The organism is Sporosarcina sp. So3-204 (genome assembly GCF_058068165.1).
This window is the reverse complement of record NZ_CM176485.1, coordinates 3518878-3538654: the sequence shown is the minus strand read 5'-3', so window position 1 is coordinate 3538654 and position 19777 is coordinate 3518878. Positions and strand designations below refer to the sequence as shown.

Below are 19777 nucleotides of genomic sequence, written 5' to 3'. Positions count from 1 at the left end.
AGTAAGAATTTTAGATGCTAAAATCTAAATTAATTAACTTAATTAACTAACAATACAATCTAGTTCAGCAAATTCGAATATCTTAATAACTAGAATTGAAGTCATGAATCTTTATTGAGAAGTAGGAAGGGGATTATAATGGCGAATTTTAAAGTATGGGAAGATTATACGTTAACTGGAAGAAATGTTATGAAGAGCCGGGCATATTTCAACTCTTTTAATTCAAAGAGAAATGCGGAGAAAAATGACTTTTCTTCTGAAACCGATTTCAAGCTGCTGAATGGCAGTTGGAAGTTCTTATTTTTAGAGGCTCCAGAATATTCACCAGAAAAGTTTGAAACTCCAGAATATGATGCATCCTCATGGGATTGTATTGAAGTGCCGAGTAACTGGCAATTGGAGGGTTATGGTAACATGCATTATTCAGATTTATGGTATAACTTTCCAATCAATCCACCTTATGTACCGACAAAAAACCCTACAGGTATCTATAAAAGAAATTTCTTTGTTTCTGATAATTGGTTAAAAGAACAGACCATCCTTCGCTTCAACGGTGTAGATTCAGCTTTTCATCTTTGGATTAATGGTGAAGAAGTTGGATACGGAAAAGGTTCAAGAATGACAACAGAGTTTGATATATCGTCATATGTCAACGAAGGCTGGAATGATATTACTGTTCGCGTATATCAATGGTCTGATGGAACCTATTTAGAAGATCAAGATATGTGGTGGTTGAGTGGGATATTTAGAGATGTTGAATTATTTACACAAAAGACAACTGGCATCCAGGATTATAAAGTTGATACCATCTTAGATGAAAAGTATGAAAGCGCTATCTTAAACGTAAAGTCGCATTTCCGAAATGTGGAAAAAGGCTATTCAGTAATATACGAACTTATCGATGAGCAAGGCAATGAAGTATTTAAAGAGGAAGTTGCAATCGATACTAATGAAATAAGCTTTGAAAAACGAGTAGAAGCACCGAAGTTGTGGAGTGCTGAAAATCCGAATTTATATCAATTATATATAACTCTAAAGTGTGAAGATAAAATACATGAAGTTGTTAAACAAAACGTTGGTTTTAGAATGATTGAGCTAAAAGGAAAAACATTTACCGTAAATGGCATTGCAATCAAGTTTAAAGGCGTTAACCGTCACGATTACAACCCTAAAACGGGTAGAGTTGTTTCGAAAGAAGATATGGTTTTAGATATCAAACTTATGAAGCAACATAATATTAATGCTGTTCGTACAGCGCATTATCCAAACTCTCCCTATTTATACGATCTATGTGATGAATATGGATTGTATGTAATAGATGAAGCAGATGTGGAAACACATGGCTTTGAATTGACTGCGAATTATAACCGAATTGCTGACGGTGCGGATTGGGAGAAAGTAATGGTTGATCGAATGGTAAGAATGGTCCAACGCGATAAAAATCATCCCTCCATCATCATGTGGTCGCTTGGTAATGAATCAGGATTTGGTCAATGTTTTAAAAAGATGGCCGAAGTTGCAAAACAAATCGATCCTACTCGTCTCATACACTATGAAGGTGATTCGAAGGCTGAGGTAACGGATGTGTATTCTACCATGTATACATGGATTGAAAACCAGCCAAAGAGTCGAATAAGTATGAATGATATTATTGAAAATAGCGAAAAACCACATATTCATTGCGAATACGGTCATGCGATGGGAAATGGCCCTGGTGGTTTGAAGGAATATCAAGAATTAGTTTATGAGCATGAACATTTACAGGGTGGATTTATATGGGAATGGTTTGATCATGGAATTGAAACTGTTGGCGATAATGGTGAAGTGTATTATCGTTACGGCGGTGATTTTGGAGATGATCCAACAAATGGGAATTTCTGTATCGATGGACTACTCATGCCGGACCGTACACCGTCCCCAGCACTAATAGAGTATAAAAAGATTATTGAACCGGTTCATACACATGCAGTTGATTTGGAAAAAGGTCTTTTAAAGATTGAGAATAAGTATGACTTTATTTCTCTTGATCATCTAAAGCTAAATTATCGCGTGACAGTAAATGATAAAGTGCTTTCAAGTGGTGAATTTTCACTTCCGCATATAGCAGCACGTTCATCAAAGGATATTGAGCTTCCTTTAAACTTTGATTATGAAAAAATATATTCTGGAGACGTATTTTTAACGATTGATTACTCAGTGAATCATATTACGCAATGGTGTTCAGCGGGGCATGAGTTGGCAACAGCACAGTTCGAATTGCCAGTGAAAAAAGAAAGTATTGTCTTAGTCCCAACGGGCGAACTATTTGTCGAAGAAACTGGATGGATGCTTAAAGTTTATTCTGAGAAATTCGAGTTAGTTTTTGACAAAGTATCGGGGAAGCTATTACAAGGGACAAAAGGAAATACCAAGCTGATTGAGGCGGGACCACAATTACAGTTTTGGAGAGCACCTATTGATAATGATATGTATCTATTAAAGGATTATAAAGAAAAGTATTTTATGCATTTATGGCATGAAAGAGTTGAAGAGTTTCATTACGAACAAATAGAGAATAAAGTTGTCATTTCGATCAGGACACTAAACGGAACGACAAATGCATCATGGTTCTATGAATGCGAACACCGTTATGAAATCTATCCAAATGGCGATGTGGAATATGAAGTATCTGGTCGTCCTGCTGGAGAATTAGATCAAGCGCCTGCAATGATACCACGTATTGGAATAGAAATAAATATTGCACAAGCGATGGATAATATCGAATGGCTAGGCAAGGGACCTGGAGAGTCTTATTCCGATTCAAAGCAGTCTCCACTTGTCAATCATTACAAGAAGAATGTAGATGAATTATTTACGAATTATGTTCATCCTCAAGCAAATGGAAATCGCACTGAAACAAGGTGGATGAGTGCCACAAACTATAACGGCATTGGCATAATGGTTACGAAACAAAACAGAGATTTTGAATTTAGCGCCTCTTATTATGAAGAAACTGATTTAGAACAGGCAAAGCATACGATTGATTTAAAGAAAAGAGATTATATTATTCTTCATGTTGATTATAAGCAAAATGGACTTGGCTCAAATTCTTGTGGTCAAAGTCAATTAGAAAAGTATCGCTGTAAATTTGAAGAGTTTAACTTGCATTTGAAGATTTCTTTGTTTTCAAAAAAGGAAAGAGATGAAAAGTTAATTTACTTGGAAGAAATAAATTGATACTAAGACTGGAGGATTGGATGATGAAAAAGGCGTTCTTATTTTTAGCAGTGGGAATTTTACTAATGTTGACTGCTTGTTCAAATGATAATGGTAATAATGAAGAAACTGTTGAAGAGGGAGAGATTGGTGGAGAAATTACGGTTTGGGGCTGGGATGTGGCGGCTGAAACATTCAAGGCATCCATTGATAAATTTAAGGAGAAACATCCTGACGTAACAATAAAAGTAGAAGACTTTAGTAGTGGTGATTTATATGAAAAGTTAACAGTTGGCTTAGTTTCAAAAGGGGCAGGTTTACCTGACGTTATCCTAATGGAGGATGAAAGAATCCCGGGGTATTTAGAACAGTTTCCAGATGGCTTTGTAGATTTATCTGAAATGGGGTACGACGAACACGAAGATCTATTCAGTGAATCAAAATGGGAACTTGTCCATGCGGATGGCAAGTTAGTAGCAGCCCCATGGGATATTGGCCCAGCAGGTGTCTTTTATCGAGTAGATATCTTTGAAGAAGCAGGGGTTAATGCTGAAGATATTAAAACTTGGGATGATTACTTAAAAGCAGGTATCCAGATTCAAGAGAAAACTGGCGTGAAGATGCTTCCTATAGATATCGCAGGTTACGCTGGCGTATTTGAAATGATGATGCAAGAACAAGGAAAGTCTTATTTCAATCATGATGGTAATATCGACATCACGTCGGAAGAAGCGGTTCGCTCAATGGAAATGATTAAACAGTTTTATGATGCTGGCATCGTATTGAATAATAGTGGCTGGAATGGAATTGTTACGGCTACTGTAAATGGAGACGTCGCAACAGTTCCTTATGGTGCTTGGTATACGGGAACTATAATGGATCAAGCTCCCGAATTAGCTGGGAAATGGGATATGTTCTATTTACCTGAATTTAAAGAGGGTAGTTCAAGATATGCGAACGTTGGTGGTTCAGCTATTACAATCTCTGAGTACTCTAAAAATAAAGCGACAGCTTATGCTTTTGTAGAATATTTTACGACTGATAAGGATATTCAGTTATTAGGTTTTGAAAATTATGGTTTATTTCCATCTTTGAAAACTACTTTCGATTCACCAGCATTCACAGAAACGAGTGAGTACTTTAACGACAGTACTATTTTCAAAAAACTTGCAGATAGTGTCGATGAAATACCGAGCATAATGTATACAGAATATAATGCTAAAGCCGCTCAGACTATGCAAAACACGCAAGCAACAATATTACTGGATAACAAGCCTATAAAAGAAGCTTTAGAAAACGGAAAAAAACAGTTGGAAAATGAAATGAAATAACTTTTAGATAAAGTTCAAGAAGAGGAAGGAATACTTCGTTCCTCTTCTAATATTTGGGGTGAATGTATTGAATACAAAGAAAAAGAAGATAAATCCATTTCAAGTTTCATCAAAAACAGCACCGTATTATTTCTTGGCACCAGCTGTTATTTTGTTGCTTATCTTTACAGTATATCCCGTCATTTCATCATTAATCTTAAGTTTTCAAAGTACTAAAGGCGGAAAAACAGAGTTCGTTGGTTTGGCTAATTACATTAAACTATTCAGCGATCCAATCTTTTATAAATCACTAGGGAATACTTTTCAAATACTTCTAATACAAGTACCAATTATGATATCTCTCGCAGTTGTCATTGCAGTTTTATTAAATTCATCTGCTTTAAGATTTAAAGGACTGTTTCGAACAGCATTTTTCTTACCAGCAATAACCGCTTTAGTAGCTGCATCACTCGTGTTTATGATTATTTTGGATGAGAATTATGGACTAGCAAACTATTTCTTAGGAAAAATGGGTGTAGAACCTGTTAGCTGGTTAAGTCACCCTTTTTGGTCAAAAGTTGCAATAGTTACTGTTATGACATGGAGATGGGTTGGATACAATATGGTCATCTTTTTAGCAGGATTACAAACTATTCCAGATGAACTTTATGAAGCGGCAGATATGGATGGCGCCGGTCCATTTAAAAAGTTTTTTGGTATTACTTTACCTTTACTAAAACCAGTATTTATTTTTACTGTTGTTATTTCTACAATCGGAACACTTCAGTTGTTTGATGAGGTCTATATTTTAACAGGCGGTGGTCCGAATAACGCAACAATGACAATTACCTTATATTTATATGAAACCGGATTCAAATATTTTAACTTCGGATATGCTTCAGCAATGGCGTATATACTAGTTCTTATTATCGCAGTCATATCTTGGATACAGATCAAATTGATTGGAGATGAAAGTTAATGAAACAATCAATGTTTTTTTCAAAAACAACAATGTACATTTTTTTATTGATCGGTGTCATTATCTCTTTATTTCCATTTTATTGGATGGTAATAGGAGCTACAAAAACGTCTGGCGAAATCTTAAGTATTCCACCTTCCTTAACACCTGGTAATAACTTGTTTCAAAACTTTACATCATTGAATGATTCTATGCATTTTGGCCGCGTCATGTGGAACTCTATCTTTATTTCATTCACATCGACATTTCTAAGCGTACTTATAGCTTCAATGGCGGGTTATGCTTTCTCTAAATTTAAATTCAAAGGAAAATCAATTAGTTTCTTTATCATTTTATGTACGTTGATGATTCCTTTTCAAGTTACTTTAATCCCGCTTTTTGAACTCATGGTGAATCTTAATTGGTTGAATACATATCAAGCAATCATCTTACCGACTTTAGCTTCTCCGTTTGCAATCTTTTTAATGAAGCAAAATTTGAGTACAGTACCAGACTCTATGATTGAAGCCGCAAGAATTGATGGAGCTGGAGAATTCAAAATATTTTTTAAAATCATATTACCGACAATGCGCCCAGCAATTGCTGCAGTATCAATTTTCCTTTTTATGTCTCAATGGAATAGCTTACTTTGGCCGCTTATTACGTTAAAAACTTCAGAGATGTCCACGTTACCAGTTGCTCTTTCTGGCTTGGTCGGATTAGCACGTATCGATTATGGACAGGTCATGTTAGGAACTACATTATCTATCATTCCAATATTAATATTTTTCTTAATATTCCAGAAGAACTTTGTTTCGGGTATTATGGGCGGATCAATCAAAGAATAAGCGATATCAATTTGAATAATAGGGAGCGAGTAAGATGGCGAATATTCAACTGAAAAATGTGGTGAAATCTTATGATAAAGAAAGTGTAGCTGTGAAAAACTTCAATCTACAAATTGAAGATCAGGAGTTCGTTGTATTTGTAGGCCCCTCAGGCTGTGGAAAATCAACAACACTACGTATGATTGCTGGTTTGGAGGAAATAACGTCTGGCGAATTTTATATTGATGATCAAATAATGAACAATGTCGCTCCAAAGGATAGGGATATTGCGATGGTATTCCAAAACTATGCACTTTATCCGCATATGAATGTATTTGATAATATGGCCTTTGGGTTAAAGTTACGTAAATTTCCTAAAGCTGAAATTCAAGAGAGAGTGAATAACGCTGCGAATATTCTTGGCTTAGAAGATTATTTGCATAGAAAACCTAAATTGCTTTCAGGTGGTCAACGCCAACGTGTGGCACTAGGACGCGCTATCGTACGTAATCCAAAAGTGTTTTTAATGGATGAACCACTTTCTAATTTGGATGCAAAGTTACGTGTTCAGATGAGAGCAGAAATTATGAAATTGCATCGAAGATTAAAAGCAACAACCATTTATGTTACTCATGATCAAACGGAAGCTATGACAATGGCAAGTAGATTAGTGGTTATGAAGGATGGCATTATACAACAAGTCGGAACACCAAAAGAAGTCTATGATTATCCAAACAATATCTTTGTTGGGAGCTTCATAGGTTCTCCGGGAATGAATTTTATTGAAGGAACAATTGTAGAAGGAAACTTTATGGTAGGGAATCATCATTTACCTCTAACTCATGATCAAAAGTTGCTAGTGCAGAAGCATAATCTTTTAAATAAAGAAGTTGTACTAGGCATCCGACCAGAAAATTTGATTCGAACTAAAGAAAAACACGAAAACAGCTTAACTTTGACAGTTGGCGTGTCAGAGTTATTAGGAGCAGAATCTATTGTTTATACTTTTATTGAGAATCAACCGGTAACTGCGAGAATTGACGCAGATGATACAGTCGTTGCAAACTCTGAAATTTACTTACAGTTTATTCTGGATAGTGCTCACTTATTCGATAAAGCTTCAGAGTTACGTTTTGAATAAAAAGTCTTTATTACGATAAATTATTGGAAATAAAAGGAGGAATATAATAGATGGATAATATTGCGAATGAGTTATTAAATGTAGAAGGAAAAGTGGCGGTTATTACAGGCGGTGCATCAGGTATCGGTCTAGCGACTGCGAAGTTATTCACTAAAGTAGGCATGAAAGTTGCGATTCTTGATATTAATGAAACACTTGCAATGGAAAAAGCAAAAGAACTAAGCGACGAAGGTGGACATGTTGTTGGTTATAAGTGCGACGTAACAAGCGAAGAAGATTGTATAAATGTCACAGCGCAAATTGTGGAAGAATTTAAAGAGATTAACGTGCTATTTAATAATGCGGGAATTATTAAACGTAAAACAGTCGTTGAACATACTTCTGAAGAATGGGATCAAGTTGTTAATGTATCTTTAAAAGCTGTTTTCCTACTATCTAAGCATATCATTCCTGTAATGGAAAAGTCCGGTAGTGGAAGTATTATAAATACAGGGTCAGGTTGGGGTCTAAAAGGTGGAGACAATTCAGCTAGCTATTGTGCTGCGAAAGCAGGGGTTGTTAATTTAACACGTGCAATGGCAATTGACCATGGTCCAACTAAAATACGTGTGAATAGTGTTAACCCTGGTGATACTGATACACCTTTACTTCGTGGGGAAGCAAAGCAGTTGAATTTAGACGAAGCTGAATTTTTAAAGTCTTCAGGAACTGATCGTCCGCTAGCACGTATTGGGACACCAGATGATATCGCGAAAACTGTACTTTTCTTAGCAAGTGATTTAGCTGGGTGGGTAACAGGTAGTGCATTAGTCGTTGACGGCGGCGGGTTAGCTTAAAAATAAATAAATATAATAGGAGGAGTTAATGTTGACTAAATTTGCACATCCATATATTCCGAATACAGAACCGAAAATGAAGGCGCAAATGCTTAAAGAAATTGGTGTTGAAAAAGTTGAAGATTTATTTAACTCAATTCCAGATGACCTAATTTATAAAGGGAAAATGGAAATCCCGGGAGCTTTATCTGAAATGGAATTGCGTAAAACGATATTAAAAACAATGAATAAAAATACAAGTACTCAAGATGTAATTAGCTTTCTTGGTGGGGGATGTTGGGAGCATTATATACCTGCTGTCTGTGATGAAGTGAATTCCCGAGCAGAGTTTTTAACAGCTTATGCAGGTGATGAATTTGAAGACCATGGCCGTTTCCAAGCACTATTTGAATATCAAAGTCTAATGGGTGAGTTGTTAGAGATGGATGTAGTGAACATCCCTACATTTGATTGGGCACAGGCAATTGCTACATCCATTCGTATGGCATCTCGGAAGACGGATAGGAATATTGCCCTTGTTTCTGGAACGATCTCGCCTGAACGACTAAAGGTTGTCGAAAACTATTGTTCACCTCATATAAAGATTGAATTGCTTGAGTACAACAAAGAAACGGGAAGACTTGATATTGAACATCTGAAAAGTAAACTTAATGACTCTGTTGCAGCAGTTTATTTTGAAAACCCAAGTTATCTAGGTTTTATTGAAACTGAAGGGAAAATGATTACGAGTCTTACGCGTGAAGCTGGGGCTGAATCAATTATTGGAATAGATCCTATTTCCTTAGGCGTCCTTGAAACACCTAGCAAATATGGTGCGGATATTATTTGTGGAGAGCTACAATCGCTAGGTGTTCACATGAGTTTTGGCGGAGGTCTTTCAGGATTTATTTCAACTCGTGACGAGATAGAATATGTTCAGGAGTTTCCTTCTCGATTATTTGGAATTGCACCTACAGTAGAAAAAGGTGAATATGGATTCGGTGATATTTTATATGATCGAACTTCTTTTGCTAAGCGTGAAAAAGGTAAGGAATCAGTTGGAACACAAACTTCTATGTGGGCTTTAACAGCCGGTGTTTATTTAGCGCTAATGGGACCTAACGGAATGGCTGAAGTTGGCGAACTAATCATGCATAATTCGCGCTACGCAATTGAAAAACTAAAAGAAGTTAAGGGAGTCGTTCCTTCAAAATTCGGTAACCTAAATTTTAAAGAATTTGTAGTTGATTTTAATGCTACAGGAAAAACAGTAGAAGAGATCTCAACTGCGTTAAGAGCTAAAGGGATTTTTGGTGGTATTGATTTATCCAATGAATTTGAAGAACTTGGACAAAGCGCATTGTTTTGTGTAACAGAAGTTCACTCGAAAAATGATATTGATGCGTTAGTAACAGCGCTGAAAGACATTATAGAATAAGAAAGGGAGGTATGAAAATTGAAACTACAAAAACTAGAAAATCTTGAAGTACGTGATTTCCAACAAGCAAAGTGGGATGAACCTCTCATTTTCGAACTTCATACTGCTGGACAAAGAGGTGTCCAATTACCAAAATTAGATTCAGCTATTCAAGAGGTAACTGGAGATGTGCTTGAAGAAATACCTACTGAATTACGTCGTGGAAAAATCAGTGGCTTACCTGAGATTACACAAAACCGTGTTCTTAGACATTACTTACGCCTATCGCAGCAAGTCATTGGGGCGGCAATGAACGTTGAAATGGGCCAAGGAACTTGTACAATGAAGTATTCCCCAATCGTTAACGAGGAGTTTGCAGGACACCCTAAAATGACAGCACTTCATCCCAAACAAGATATAGATACAATTCAAGGTATTCTAGAGGTCACGCATGATATGGATCTTTATATGAGAGAAATATCAGGGATGAATAAATTTTCATTTCAATCAGGTTCTGGAACGCAAGCACTTTTTGCAATGGCCTCTATTGTTCGTGCTTATCATGAATCTAAAGGTGAAGGTGAACAACGTGATGAGATTATTACGACAATATTCTCTCATCCATCACAGGCTTCCACAGCTGCAGTAAAAGGTTATAAAGTTATTACATTGTACCCGGACAAGGATGGCTATCCAGATATTGAAGAGTTGAAGAAAGTAGTTTCGAATAAAACGGCTGGTTTCGTTGTCGCGAATCCTGAAGATACGGGTATTTTCAATGATAAAATTAAGGAATTCACAAAGATTGTTCATGAAGCTGGTGGTATTTGTTATTATGACCAAGCGAATGCGAACGGTTTATTAGGAATAACACGTGCAAAAGAAGCTGGATTTGATATGTGTTTCTTTAACTTACACAAGACATTCTCAACACCTCATGCATCAGGTGGACCTGCTGCGGGCGCCTTAGGTGTGAACGAAAAACTAAAACCATATTTACCGGGACCACTTGTAGAGAAAGATGGAGACCAATATGTATTAAATGATGATATTGAGCATTCGATTGGTAAAGTTCGATCTTACCATGGTGTACCGCAAAACGTTTTACGTGCGTATGCTTGGATTCGTTCACTAGGAGCAGATGGATTAAAATCTGTTGCCGAAATTGCAGTACTTAATAATAATTATATGTACAAGAAAATACTGGAAATCCCAGGGGCGTCTGTTCCGTATATTAAAGGAAAGAGACTTGAGCAAGTACGTTATAGTTGGGAGAAGCTGACTGAAGAAACTGGTGTCACAACAGATGATATTTCTAGACGAATGGCAGACTATGGCCATCAATATTGGACGAGCCATCATCCTTATGTTGTTCCTGAACCATTCACTTTAGAACCAACCGAATCGTATTCGAAAGCAGATATGGATGAGTATATTAACTCTTTGAAACATATTGCGAAAGAAGCTTACGAAAATCCTGAAATCGTAAAGAATGCACCATATAATATGACTGTTCATCCTATCAAGAACGCGGATTTTTTTGAGGATGCAACTAAATGGGCAAATACATGGCGAGCTTTTAAAAGGAAACATGGCGGTTTAGAGTTATTTTATAAAGATTAAGAATGGTTCGACATAAAAGTATTTTCGGGGAGATGTGTAAATTTAATTTACTATACTCTTCGAGAATACTTTTTTAAGTGTTCGTATCAATTAATAATTTAAACAAAATAAATAAGTTTTTATATCTCTAATGGATTACTTCGTTTAACACGCATTTCTTTCCACGTACATAAAATGAGAAATAATAAAGTTTTTTTAACTATACAATGGAGTTGAGTTAATTAATGAAGGGAAAATTATTAGTCGGAGCAATTCTTGCTATCCTAGCAAGTGCCTCTTGGGGTTCTATGTATCCGATTGCGGAAGATGCTTTGATGCATATAGATCCATTTTATTTTGCTTTAGTAAGGTACATTCCAATTGCTATTATTTTTAGTATTGCATTACTCGTAGTAGAAGGGAAAAGTTCTTTTAGTTCAGATGGAAACTTCCGTAGTATCTTATTTTTTGGTATTATGGGATTCACAGTTTATAATTTGTTTATATTTTGGGGACAACACCTATTAGATGGTGAGGGTGTTATTTTAGCTTCTGTAATGGAGTCTTTATCACCAGTGATTGCAATCCTAGTTGTCTGGTATATTTACCGTCAAAAAATAAACAACTTTACTATTTTCGTTATAATAGGTGCATTTGCCGGTGTTTTTTTAGTCATTACGAAAGGGGACATTACCTCTTTATTTTCTCTGGATAGAATTATTCCCTTAATTATTCTTTTAATTGCAGCGGCCGGATGGGCATTTTACACAATAGGTGGTAGTAGGTTTCCTGGTTGGTCGGCATTGCGATATTCAACATTAAGTGTTGTGTACGGTACAATTGCTTCTACCATCGTAATTATAGTCATCAGCTTTATGGGGTTAGTGCCCATACCGAAAATAGAAGCAGTCTATGATATTAAATTTCATATATTATACATGATTTTAATACCTGGACTTTTGTCGATTATTTTATGGAATCAGGCTGTCGTTTATTTAAAGCCAATCAATACTATACTGTTCATCAACTTTGCGCCTATAACAACAATTATTATTCGTTTTATTCAAGGCTATACAGTCACTGCTTTCGAGGTAATTGGTGTTGCTATTGTCTGTTTAATGATTGTATTGAATAACTTATATCATCGAGCGGATATAAAAAAACAAAATGCGGCCCAAGAACAGTTGGAACAACATTCATACGAGAATGAATCGACTTCCTAATTACTCACACACTTACGCAAAAGTAAATAATGGTGAAAAAGCATGATGTATAAGTAGTTTTACATGTTAATACTCCAATTAACGGTAATAACGTCAAACTGAAAAGCTTAATCATTACTCAAATCAATGTTATAAGCCCTTTCCCGATTCGTTCGGGAGAGGGCTTTTTGCGTTCTATATGACATTATGGATCCTAAGTAATACTCAGTTATTTGAATTAGACATATACGATGACAAATGGTTTCCAGTGGTATACTAAAGAATAAATTGGGGGAATTATTATGCCTTATGTAAATATTAAAATTACAAATGAGAATGTTACACCGCAGAAAAAAGCGCAACTAATTCAAGGCGTGACACAATTATTAGTTGACGTTCTTGATAAAGATCCTAGTACAACTATTGTTGTTATTGATGAAGTTAATACTGATAACTGGGGAATTTCTGGAGAAACAGTTACTGCTAGAAGACAGAGTGGTAAATAAACTATTAAGTAGATTAAATGGGTCACTATAAGTCAATACATTACACATTACTCAAATCAGTTCGCCTTTTTTCAATTGTGGAGAAGGGCTTTTTCTTATGATTAATATTGAATACGTTAACACGAACAAGGCTAGACTACATCTGACTATATAAGTAATTAGTGGGGATGTGGGAAAATGTCTATTAAGGAATTAATGGATTTTGATTTTTGGGAGATGATTTTGAGAACGACTGGTGCATTTGCTGCGCTCTTAATACTGGCCCGAATACTTGGCAAAAAACAATTAAGTCAACTGACTTTTTTCCATTACGCTACAGGCATCGCATTTGGTTCAATCGCAGCTGAAATGGCGGGGCAGACAGATGTTAAGTTTGTAGATGGTCTAATTGCGCTTATTTGGTGGTCTATGTTGACCTTGCTAATGAGTTATATATCCCTTAAGTCAAAAAAAGGTCGAGTTATTCTGGATGATCAACCGTCCATAATAGTCAAAAAGGGTATGATTATGAAAAAGGAAATGAGAAAAGAAAGACTGCATATTAATGACGTAATGATGATGTTAAGGGAGCAGTCTATTTTTACTTTATCAGATGTAGAGTACGCTATTTTGGAGACGAACGGGGAATTAAGCGTTTTGAAAAAGACCGAACAACAAGAAGCGACTAAGACAGATGTACAAGCAGCAATCCCGAAGCCTAAATACCTTCCGACAGCGCTTATTACAGATGGAGAATTGCTAAAAAGGAATTTACTGGAGTTTAATTTAACTGAGGAATGGCTTATGAAAGAGCTGCGTAAGAAAGGCGTAGAATCGGTTAATCAAGTTTTTTTGGCACAGTTACAAACAGATGGTACTTTGTATGTTGATTTACAACAAGAAGGGTACTAATTTTATTTTCCGATTAAAATCCTGTATGCTTAAAACAATATTGAATAAAGGGGTTTTTGGAAAATGAAAGAAGTATCGACTATAGAATTACAAGAAATGATCGAAAGTGGTAAAGTGCTTAATTTAGTAGATGTACGTGAAGCTGATGAAGTAGCAACTGGCATTATTCCGGGTGCAGTCCACGTACCTTTAGGAGAAGTAGTGGCACGCGTAAGTGAGTTTGATAAGACTAAGCCTTATATACTGATTTGTCGCTCGGGTGGCCGTAGCGGACGTGCTGCGGAGTATTTAGAAGGCGAAGGGTACGATGTCACGAATATGACAGGCGGCATGCTAGAATGGGAAGGCGCAACTGAATAATTGATTTGTCATAATTGGAGGACCTCATATATGAGGTCCTTTTTATTTATTTGGAAAACGATGCAACGATATGTTGGAACTACACAACGTTCAGTCGGAAGTATGCAACGCCCCTGGGGGAATTATGAAACGTCGCCAGAAGCTTGCAGCGTATAGATGGAAACCAGCAACATTCTACTTCGAGCCGTGCAACGTTTCGTGAAAAGTTCATAACATCAACTCAAGTTAAAAATAGGTCGTACATATCCTGAGTAGCTTTTGCGTATAGTGATGTAAAAAGGCGGTGTCTATATGAAGCGGTGGGTACTAACTGGAATTATATTAGTTTGTTCTCTTGGAGTAGTTCTTTACGGGGTTAAGGCATCGGATCGTAATTTCTTCATGCCAGAAGAACTTGGTGGGGTTAAAATTGTTATTGATCCTGGGCATGGTGGACTTGACGGCGGTGCTTCGTCTGGAGATGTTGTTGAAAGAGATATCACGCTGAGTATTTCACATGAACTAGCTAAGCGACTAGAAAAAAAAGGAGCTACCGTCGTGATGACAAGAAAGAAAGACGGTGACGCAATTGCTGAACATGATACACAAGAGAAGTTTCCGACTGTACGTTCACGAAAGTTAGCTGATTTGAAATTAAGAGAAGAGATAGCGATTAAAGAAAATCCTGATGTATTTATTAGTGTACACGTCAATTCGATTCCGCAAGAAAAATGGAGAGGTGCACAAGTCTTTTATCACGAAGGTGGACATCCGAATGGAGAGTTTTTAGCGAAGGCCATCCAGGCATCATTTAATGAAAACTTGAAAAATACGGACCGCGTAGCACAATCAATTAGTGGTGTTTATTTATTGAAGAAAGCTCCAATGCCATCAGTTCTTGTAGAGACGGGCTTCATTTCAAATAATGAAGAGCGTGCACTTTTAGTTGATCCAGCTTATCAAAAGAAAGTTGCAGATGCTATTGTAGAAGGGATCGGTTCGTTTATGAAATCGGAGGAGAAGTGAAGGCAACTTCATCTGTTAGTGACTGCCTACTATGCTATACTTGGAGAAGATAAAAAAAATTCTCCAAGGGGTGTCTAATTTGATTAACGAGCAAAAAGTAAGAGAATTAGTCGGCGAGCTTAAGGATCCGTTTTTACATAAAACGCTCGCGGAAACAGAAGGCATAGCTGAAGTATCAATTAACGTGGAGAAAGAACATGTGAGTGTAAAGCTTGCGTTAGCAAAAGTAAATACTGCAGAACAATTACCTTTTCAAATGAAAGTCGTAGAGCTATTAAAAGAAGCTGGCGCTAATACAGTTGGTATTCGTTTTCAAGAATTATCACAGGATGTGCTAGACAAGTTTCGTGGTAAAGCAAATGAGTCAGAAGCACAAGATATACTTTCCCCGTTGAGCAATGTTGAATTTATTTCAATTGCATCAGGCAAAGGCGGAGTTGGGAAATCAACTGTTTCCGTAAACTTAGCAGTGGCATTAGCACGCTTGGGGAAAAAGGTTGGACTGATTGACGCTGATATATATGGTTTTAGTGTGCCTGATATGATGGGTGTTACTGAATCGCCAGCTGTGCGTGATGACCGTATCATTCCAATTGAAAGATTCGGCGTTAAAGTTATTTCTATGGGCTTTTTTGTTGAAGATAATGCACCTGTCGTTTGGCGTGGACCAATGCTCGGAAAAGCGCTCGATCAATTTTTCCGTGATGTAGAATGGGGCGAACTTGATTACCTGTTACTAGATTTACCTCCAGGCACAGGTGACATAGCACTCGACATTCACCAAATGATTCCGTCGTCTAAGGAAATCATCGTTACAACGCCACATCCGACTGCTGCATTTGTTGCTGCACGTGCAGGCGCTATGGCATTGCAAACTGAGCATGAGTTATTGGGCGTTATAGAGAATATGTCATGGTTTGAATCAAAACAATCAACAGAACGTGAATATATATTTGGTCAAGGTGGAGGAACAAAACTTGCCGAGGAACTTCGTACAGAATTACTCGGACAAATTCCGCTAGGCCAACCAGATTGGGATGAAGAAGATTTTGCCCCTTCTGTTTATGCCGAAGAACATACAATTGGAAAGATTTATATGGGGATTGCTGAAAATATTATCGCTAAAACTAAATAATAAAAGAAGCGGAAAGGCTATTTGCCTTCTCCGCTTTTTTCCTTTTTCTCCTCATCTTTTTTCTTAACTTCTTCTTTTGCAGCTTCCTCAGCAGCTTTAATTAACTTTGCCCATTTTTCTTGAAGTAGGGGACTGTTAATTGTATCTTCAATTGCCTTTTCGTATTGTTCCTTCATCGTTGAAGATTTAATAATGGTTTCCAACTGCTTTTGCATGTCCGCTTGACCGAAAAACGATTCTAAGTCTTTTTGGAATGATGAATCTTTCATCAATTCCTTCATAATATCTTCCTGTTGTGTTTTCATGCTTTTTGCAACCTTTTCAGTAAACTTAGGGTCTTCAAAGGCTTGCTTCCAGAATACTTCACCTTCTTTTGAAAGCAAGGTTTCTTCAATGGACTTTTTCACTTCTGGTTGTTCTAAAATAAGAAGTTCACGGAAATCAGGATCAGCAAGCATTTGCCGAACTGCTTTTTTTCCATCTTCCGTTTGAAGTGCATCCGTCATCATTTTTTTCATTTCATCATAAGATGGACCGGTCGGTGCAGCACTACATCCAACTAATAATAAAATGATGGCAAGCAAAATAAGCACTTTATTTTTCACGGGAATCGTTCCCTTCAAATAGCATTTACATTTATTGTTCACAATCTGGCGGAAATTATGCATCATGCGTCCGTTGAAATAGATTTTTTCGCGAAACGTTGTTACACTTAGGCAAGCAATCAAAAACGGAGGATTACTGTCTTGACAATACGAAATTGGGTTAAATTCTTTTTTAATGGGCTTCTAATTGGTGGATTTGTTACCGCGGTTATAGGGTTAATTGTTCGATGGGAATTTTTTTCTGGGTACATACAGTCTGGTGAGATATGGCAATTTGTAGGTGCGCTTTTATGGATGGTTTTCCTTGGATTTACAATGAGTGTTGTTGCGCAAATGGGCTTTTTTGCTTATTTAACAATCCATCAATTTGGGGTTAATATGTTTAAAACGCTTACCTTGTGGAATTGGGTACAACTTTTAATTATTATTGTTGTGCTGTTTGATTTAATATTTTTTAGATTCCGCTTAACTTCTGGTGAATCTGGGCGTACGTTACTTTACTTATCATTACTAATCACGCTAGTCGTTGTTTCGGGTGTCACAGCTTACTTAAAAGCGAAATGGACGAAAAAACACACACTTATTTCTGCGTTATTTTTTATGATCGTAATTACAACACTTGAATGGTTACCGGCTCTAATGGTTCGTTCAGGAAATATTGATTCATGGGTAACGATTCTTTTATTCCCGCTACTTGCAGTAAACGCATATCAGTTGCTGGCATTACCAAAATATAATGCGATGTCTGACGCGGATAAAATCAAGTTAGATGAGCGTCGTAAAGCGCGTAAAAAAGAAGAAAAAGTAATTTCGACTAAAACATAAAACAGCACAGCCGCCCGTCAATGGTGGCTGTGCTGTTTTTGCAAAATTTACTTAGGAATCTTGTTCATTTTTATAGTTGTACCAAAAATTACATCTTCAACAGATTGGAATTTCCGACTATCATTTAGCTTCTTTAAATCAATTAGCGAAACACGATTATCACGATGATGTGGAATGGAGATAATTTCACCCTTCGTAACTGCTGGAATTTCACCGCCATTCCAGGTAACTGAAGAACCGAGTGCATTTAGTTCGACTTCCCAAAGTAGTGTATGTACAAAATAGGGAAACACTTCATCGGCCGTTCTGAACCAAAGTGGCTTCACACTAAAAAAACGCTCAAATTGATCAAGTTGTGTAACGAGTAAGGTAGATTCTTGTTCATACGCTTCACTATTGCTTCCTAGCAATCCTATCGGTATCTTTTTTTTGTTAATGAGACGAACAGTTTCCGGGAATCTTTTAGCCCACTCGGTATCAATTAGTAGCAGTGGATAGGGTTTTTCTAGTTCTTTAATGTACTGAAGAACTTCGTCATCTCCAAAAGAAATGTTTACAGTAAGTGCAGAACCGGACGTACCACGTGTTATAGCGACAGGTTCATTAGTAATACGAAAGACAGAAGTAAGTGAGTAGTTTGGAGAAGATGGCGGAAAAACTAAAAAAATGCCAAAGCAAATACCTATAAGTATTAGAAGCTTCTTTTTCATATACTGGTCTCCTTTAGTGTGCTTTATGTATATTTTATGTTATGCGCTTGACGATTATGATAGTCGTATGCTATTATAAAAAGGTCGTTGTCGGACACCGATTTAAATAATAGTTGCATTATTTATTTCTTTTGTTATAATAAATGATGTTGACAAAATAATAATTATTCCGCAGTAGCTCAGTGGTAGAGCTATCGGCTGTTAACCGATCGGTCGTAGGTTCGAATCCTACCTGCGGAGCCATATGCTTCCATAGCTCAGTAGGTAGAGTGCTTCCATGGTAAGGAAGAGGTCATCGGTTCGATTCCGGTTGGAAGCTCCAGAGAATCGTTTGTTCGGAATACATAGTATAAACGAATGCAGCTGAAACAGTAATACGAATTTTATATCACAGTTTTAAAAGTGATAGAAGCGAGTAGAACAAGAAAGTAATTGAGAGAAAGAAGGAGCGTACATTAGTACGTGACTGATTGATCGAATGCAACTGACGCAGTAATGCGAAGTTTATATTACTTTTAAAAACGGCCCCTTGGTCAAGCGGTTAAGACACCGCCCTTTCACGGCGGTATCACGGGTTCGAATCCCGTAGGGGTCATTAAAGATTTTTCAACACGAACTTTTGTTGAAAATATCTACCTTAAATCACTATTCAAAACGAAGTTTTGAACTTAAGGTAATTTCCGAGGAACTAATCGGAAATTGTTTACCGAAACAACACGAACTTGTGTTGAAAATATCTCTATTCTTTTCTTTCTTTTTACTATATTATCTTGGTGGGGTAGCGAAGTGGCTAAACGCGGCGGACTGTAAATCCGCTCCCTACGGGTTCGGCAGTTCGAATCTGCCCCCCACCATTAAGTTTTTTTAACGCGAATTATGCGTTAAAATAAACTTCATTAAAACAAGCAAAGCTTGAAAATAAACTTCATTAATTAACGCGAATTATGCGTTAAAAATAAACTTCCATTTTTGATAAACATTTTATTAAAACAGGCAACACTTAAACTTTGGGGTATAGCCAAGCGGTAAGGCAACGGACTTTGACTCCGTTACTCGTTGGTTCGAATCCAGCTACCCCAGTATATTAATAATATCTTGTGAGACCTTTCCTATTATGAAAGGTCTCTTTTTGTATTTAAAAAGACATTTGAAATGATATATTTGAAATAATTTTATAGTATAATTGGAAGTAGTATTTATACCTAATAATTAAATTTAAAAAAGAATACTCCATTAAATTGGTTGATGTTTAGTTAATAAAATTTGAGGATGA

At 36.7% G+C, this 19777-nt stretch carries 18 protein-coding genes and 5 tRNA genes; 21 read left to right on the top strand and 2 right to left on the bottom strand.

Annotated features, from left to right (window positions below):
• Positions 1-138 precede the first annotated feature (138 nt).
• The 15 genes from ebgA (at position 139) to AC3RV6_RS17350 (ending at position 16364) form a co-directional block, all read left to right on the top strand.
• Positions 139-3216 (top strand): beta-galactosidase subunit alpha, encoded by a 3078-nt coding sequence (ebgA, locus tag AC3RV6_RS17420; protein ID WP_489747217.1) that lies wholly within the window; start codon positions 139-141, stop codon positions 3214-3216.
• A gap of 20 nt (positions 3217-3236) precedes the next feature.
• Complete coding sequence (locus tag AC3RV6_RS17415; RefSeq protein ID WP_489747216.1) at positions 3237-4526, top strand: ABC transporter substrate-binding protein; 1290 nt, start codon at positions 3237-3239, stop codon at positions 4524-4526.
• A 67-nt stretch (positions 4527-4593) separates the two neighbouring features.
• Entirely contained in the window at positions 4594-5484 is an 891-nt protein-coding gene (locus tag AC3RV6_RS17410) for a carbohydrate ABC transporter permease (RefSeq protein WP_489747215.1), read from the top strand.
• Entirely contained in the window at positions 5484-6311 is an 828-nt protein-coding gene (locus AC3RV6_RS17405) for a carbohydrate ABC transporter permease (protein ID WP_489747214.1), read from the top strand. Before AC3RV6_RS17410 ends, AC3RV6_RS17405 begins: the two co-directional genes overlap by 1 nt.
• 34 nt (positions 6312-6345) lie before the next feature.
• A complete protein-coding gene (locus tag AC3RV6_RS17400) occupies positions 6346-7431 on the top strand; it encodes an ABC transporter ATP-binding protein (RefSeq protein WP_489747213.1) in 1086 nt (361 codons plus the stop codon).
• Between the two features lie 50 nt (positions 7432-7481).
• Positions 7482-8267, top strand: a complete 786-nt coding sequence (locus tag AC3RV6_RS17395) for an SDR family NAD(P)-dependent oxidoreductase (protein ID WP_489747212.1) — start codon at positions 7482-7484, stop codon at positions 8265-8267.
• Between the two features lie 31 nt (positions 8268-8298).
• Positions 8299-9684 carry an aminomethyl-transferring glycine dehydrogenase subunit GcvPA gene (gcvPA, locus tag AC3RV6_RS17390; RefSeq protein WP_489747211.1) on the top strand — a complete coding sequence of 462 codons (1386 nt, stop codon included), beginning with the start codon at positions 8299-8301 and terminating at the stop codon, positions 9682-9684.
• Positions 9685-9702: 18 nt separating this feature from the next.
• Complete coding sequence (gene gcvPB / locus AC3RV6_RS17385) at positions 9703-11286, top strand: aminomethyl-transferring glycine dehydrogenase subunit GcvPB (protein WP_489747210.1); 1584 nt, start codon at positions 9703-9705, stop codon at positions 11284-11286.
• A 224-nt stretch (positions 11287-11510) separates the two neighbouring features.
• On the top strand, positions 11511-12488 hold the full coding sequence (locus tag AC3RV6_RS17380; RefSeq protein ID WP_489747209.1) for a DMT family transporter: 978 nt from the start codon (positions 11511-11513) through the stop codon (positions 12486-12488).
• A gap of 281 nt (positions 12489-12769) precedes the next feature.
• Positions 12770-12973 (top strand): 2-hydroxymuconate tautomerase family protein, encoded by a 204-nt coding sequence (locus tag AC3RV6_RS17375; RefSeq protein ID WP_489747208.1) that lies wholly within the window; start codon positions 12770-12772, stop codon positions 12971-12973.
• Positions 12974-13150: 177 nt separating this feature from the next.
• Entirely contained in the window at positions 13151-13864 is a 714-nt protein-coding gene (locus tag AC3RV6_RS17370; protein WP_489747207.1) for a YetF domain-containing protein, read from the top strand.
• Between the two features lie 63 nt (positions 13865-13927).
• Complete coding sequence (locus AC3RV6_RS17365; RefSeq protein WP_489747206.1) at positions 13928-14224, top strand: rhodanese-like domain-containing protein; 297 nt, start codon at positions 13928-13930, stop codon at positions 14222-14224.
• Between the two features lie 30 nt (positions 14225-14254).
• Positions 14255-14380 carry a hypothetical protein gene (locus AC3RV6_RS17360; RefSeq protein WP_489747205.1) on the top strand — a complete coding sequence of 42 codons (126 nt, stop codon included), beginning with the start codon at positions 14255-14257 and terminating at the stop codon, positions 14378-14380.
• 135 nt (positions 14381-14515) lie between these two features.
• On the top strand, positions 14516-15229 hold the full coding sequence (locus AC3RV6_RS17355; RefSeq protein ID WP_489747204.1) for an N-acetylmuramoyl-L-alanine amidase: 714 nt from the start codon (positions 14516-14518) through the stop codon (positions 15227-15229).
• Positions 15230-15308: 79 nt separating this feature from the next.
• The gene (locus AC3RV6_RS17350; protein ID WP_489747203.1) at positions 15309-16364 is read left to right on the top strand and encodes an Mrp/NBP35 family ATP-binding protein; all 1056 of its coding nucleotides are present in this window, start codon (positions 15309-15311) and stop codon (positions 16362-16364) included.
• Between the two features lie 17 nt (positions 16365-16381).
• Here the strand turns inward: AC3RV6_RS17350 and gerD are convergent, their stop codons facing one another.
• Positions 16382-16969, bottom strand: coding sequence for a spore germination lipoprotein GerD (gerD, locus tag AC3RV6_RS17345; protein WP_489747202.1), 588 nt, complete (start codon positions 16967-16969; stop codon positions 16382-16384).
• Positions 16970-17110: 141 nt separating this feature from the next.
• Between gerD and AC3RV6_RS17340 the strand changes: the two genes are divergently transcribed.
• On the top strand, positions 17111-17794 hold the full coding sequence (locus AC3RV6_RS17340) for a KinB-signaling pathway activation protein (protein WP_489747201.1): 684 nt from the start codon (positions 17111-17113) through the stop codon (positions 17792-17794).
• A 47-nt stretch (positions 17795-17841) separates the two neighbouring features.
• Here the strand turns inward: AC3RV6_RS17340 and AC3RV6_RS17335 are convergent, their stop codons facing one another.
• Positions 17842-18504: a polysaccharide deacetylase family protein gene (locus AC3RV6_RS17335; RefSeq protein WP_489747200.1), complete on the bottom strand. Its 663-nt coding sequence runs from the start codon at positions 18502-18504 to the stop codon at positions 17842-17844.
• Between the two features lie 168 nt (positions 18505-18672).
• Between AC3RV6_RS17335 and AC3RV6_RS17330 the strand changes: the two genes are divergently transcribed.
• From AC3RV6_RS17330 to AC3RV6_RS17310, 5 genes are all read left to right on the top strand, one after another.
• Positions 18673-18747, top strand: a tRNA-Asn gene (locus AC3RV6_RS17330).
• Positions 18748-18750: 3 nt separating this feature from the next.
• Positions 18751-18826, top strand: a tRNA-Thr gene (locus AC3RV6_RS17325).
• Positions 18827-19027: 201 nt separating this feature from the next.
• Positions 19028-19099, top strand: a tRNA-Glu gene (locus AC3RV6_RS17320).
• A gap of 177 nt (positions 19100-19276) precedes the next feature.
• A tRNA-Tyr gene (locus tag AC3RV6_RS17315) sits at positions 19277-19358 on the top strand.
• A gap of 154 nt (positions 19359-19512) precedes the next feature.
• Positions 19513-19584: transfer RNA gene (locus tag AC3RV6_RS17310), tRNA-Gln, on the top strand.
• The last annotated feature ends 193 nt before the right edge of the window (positions 19585-19777 follow it).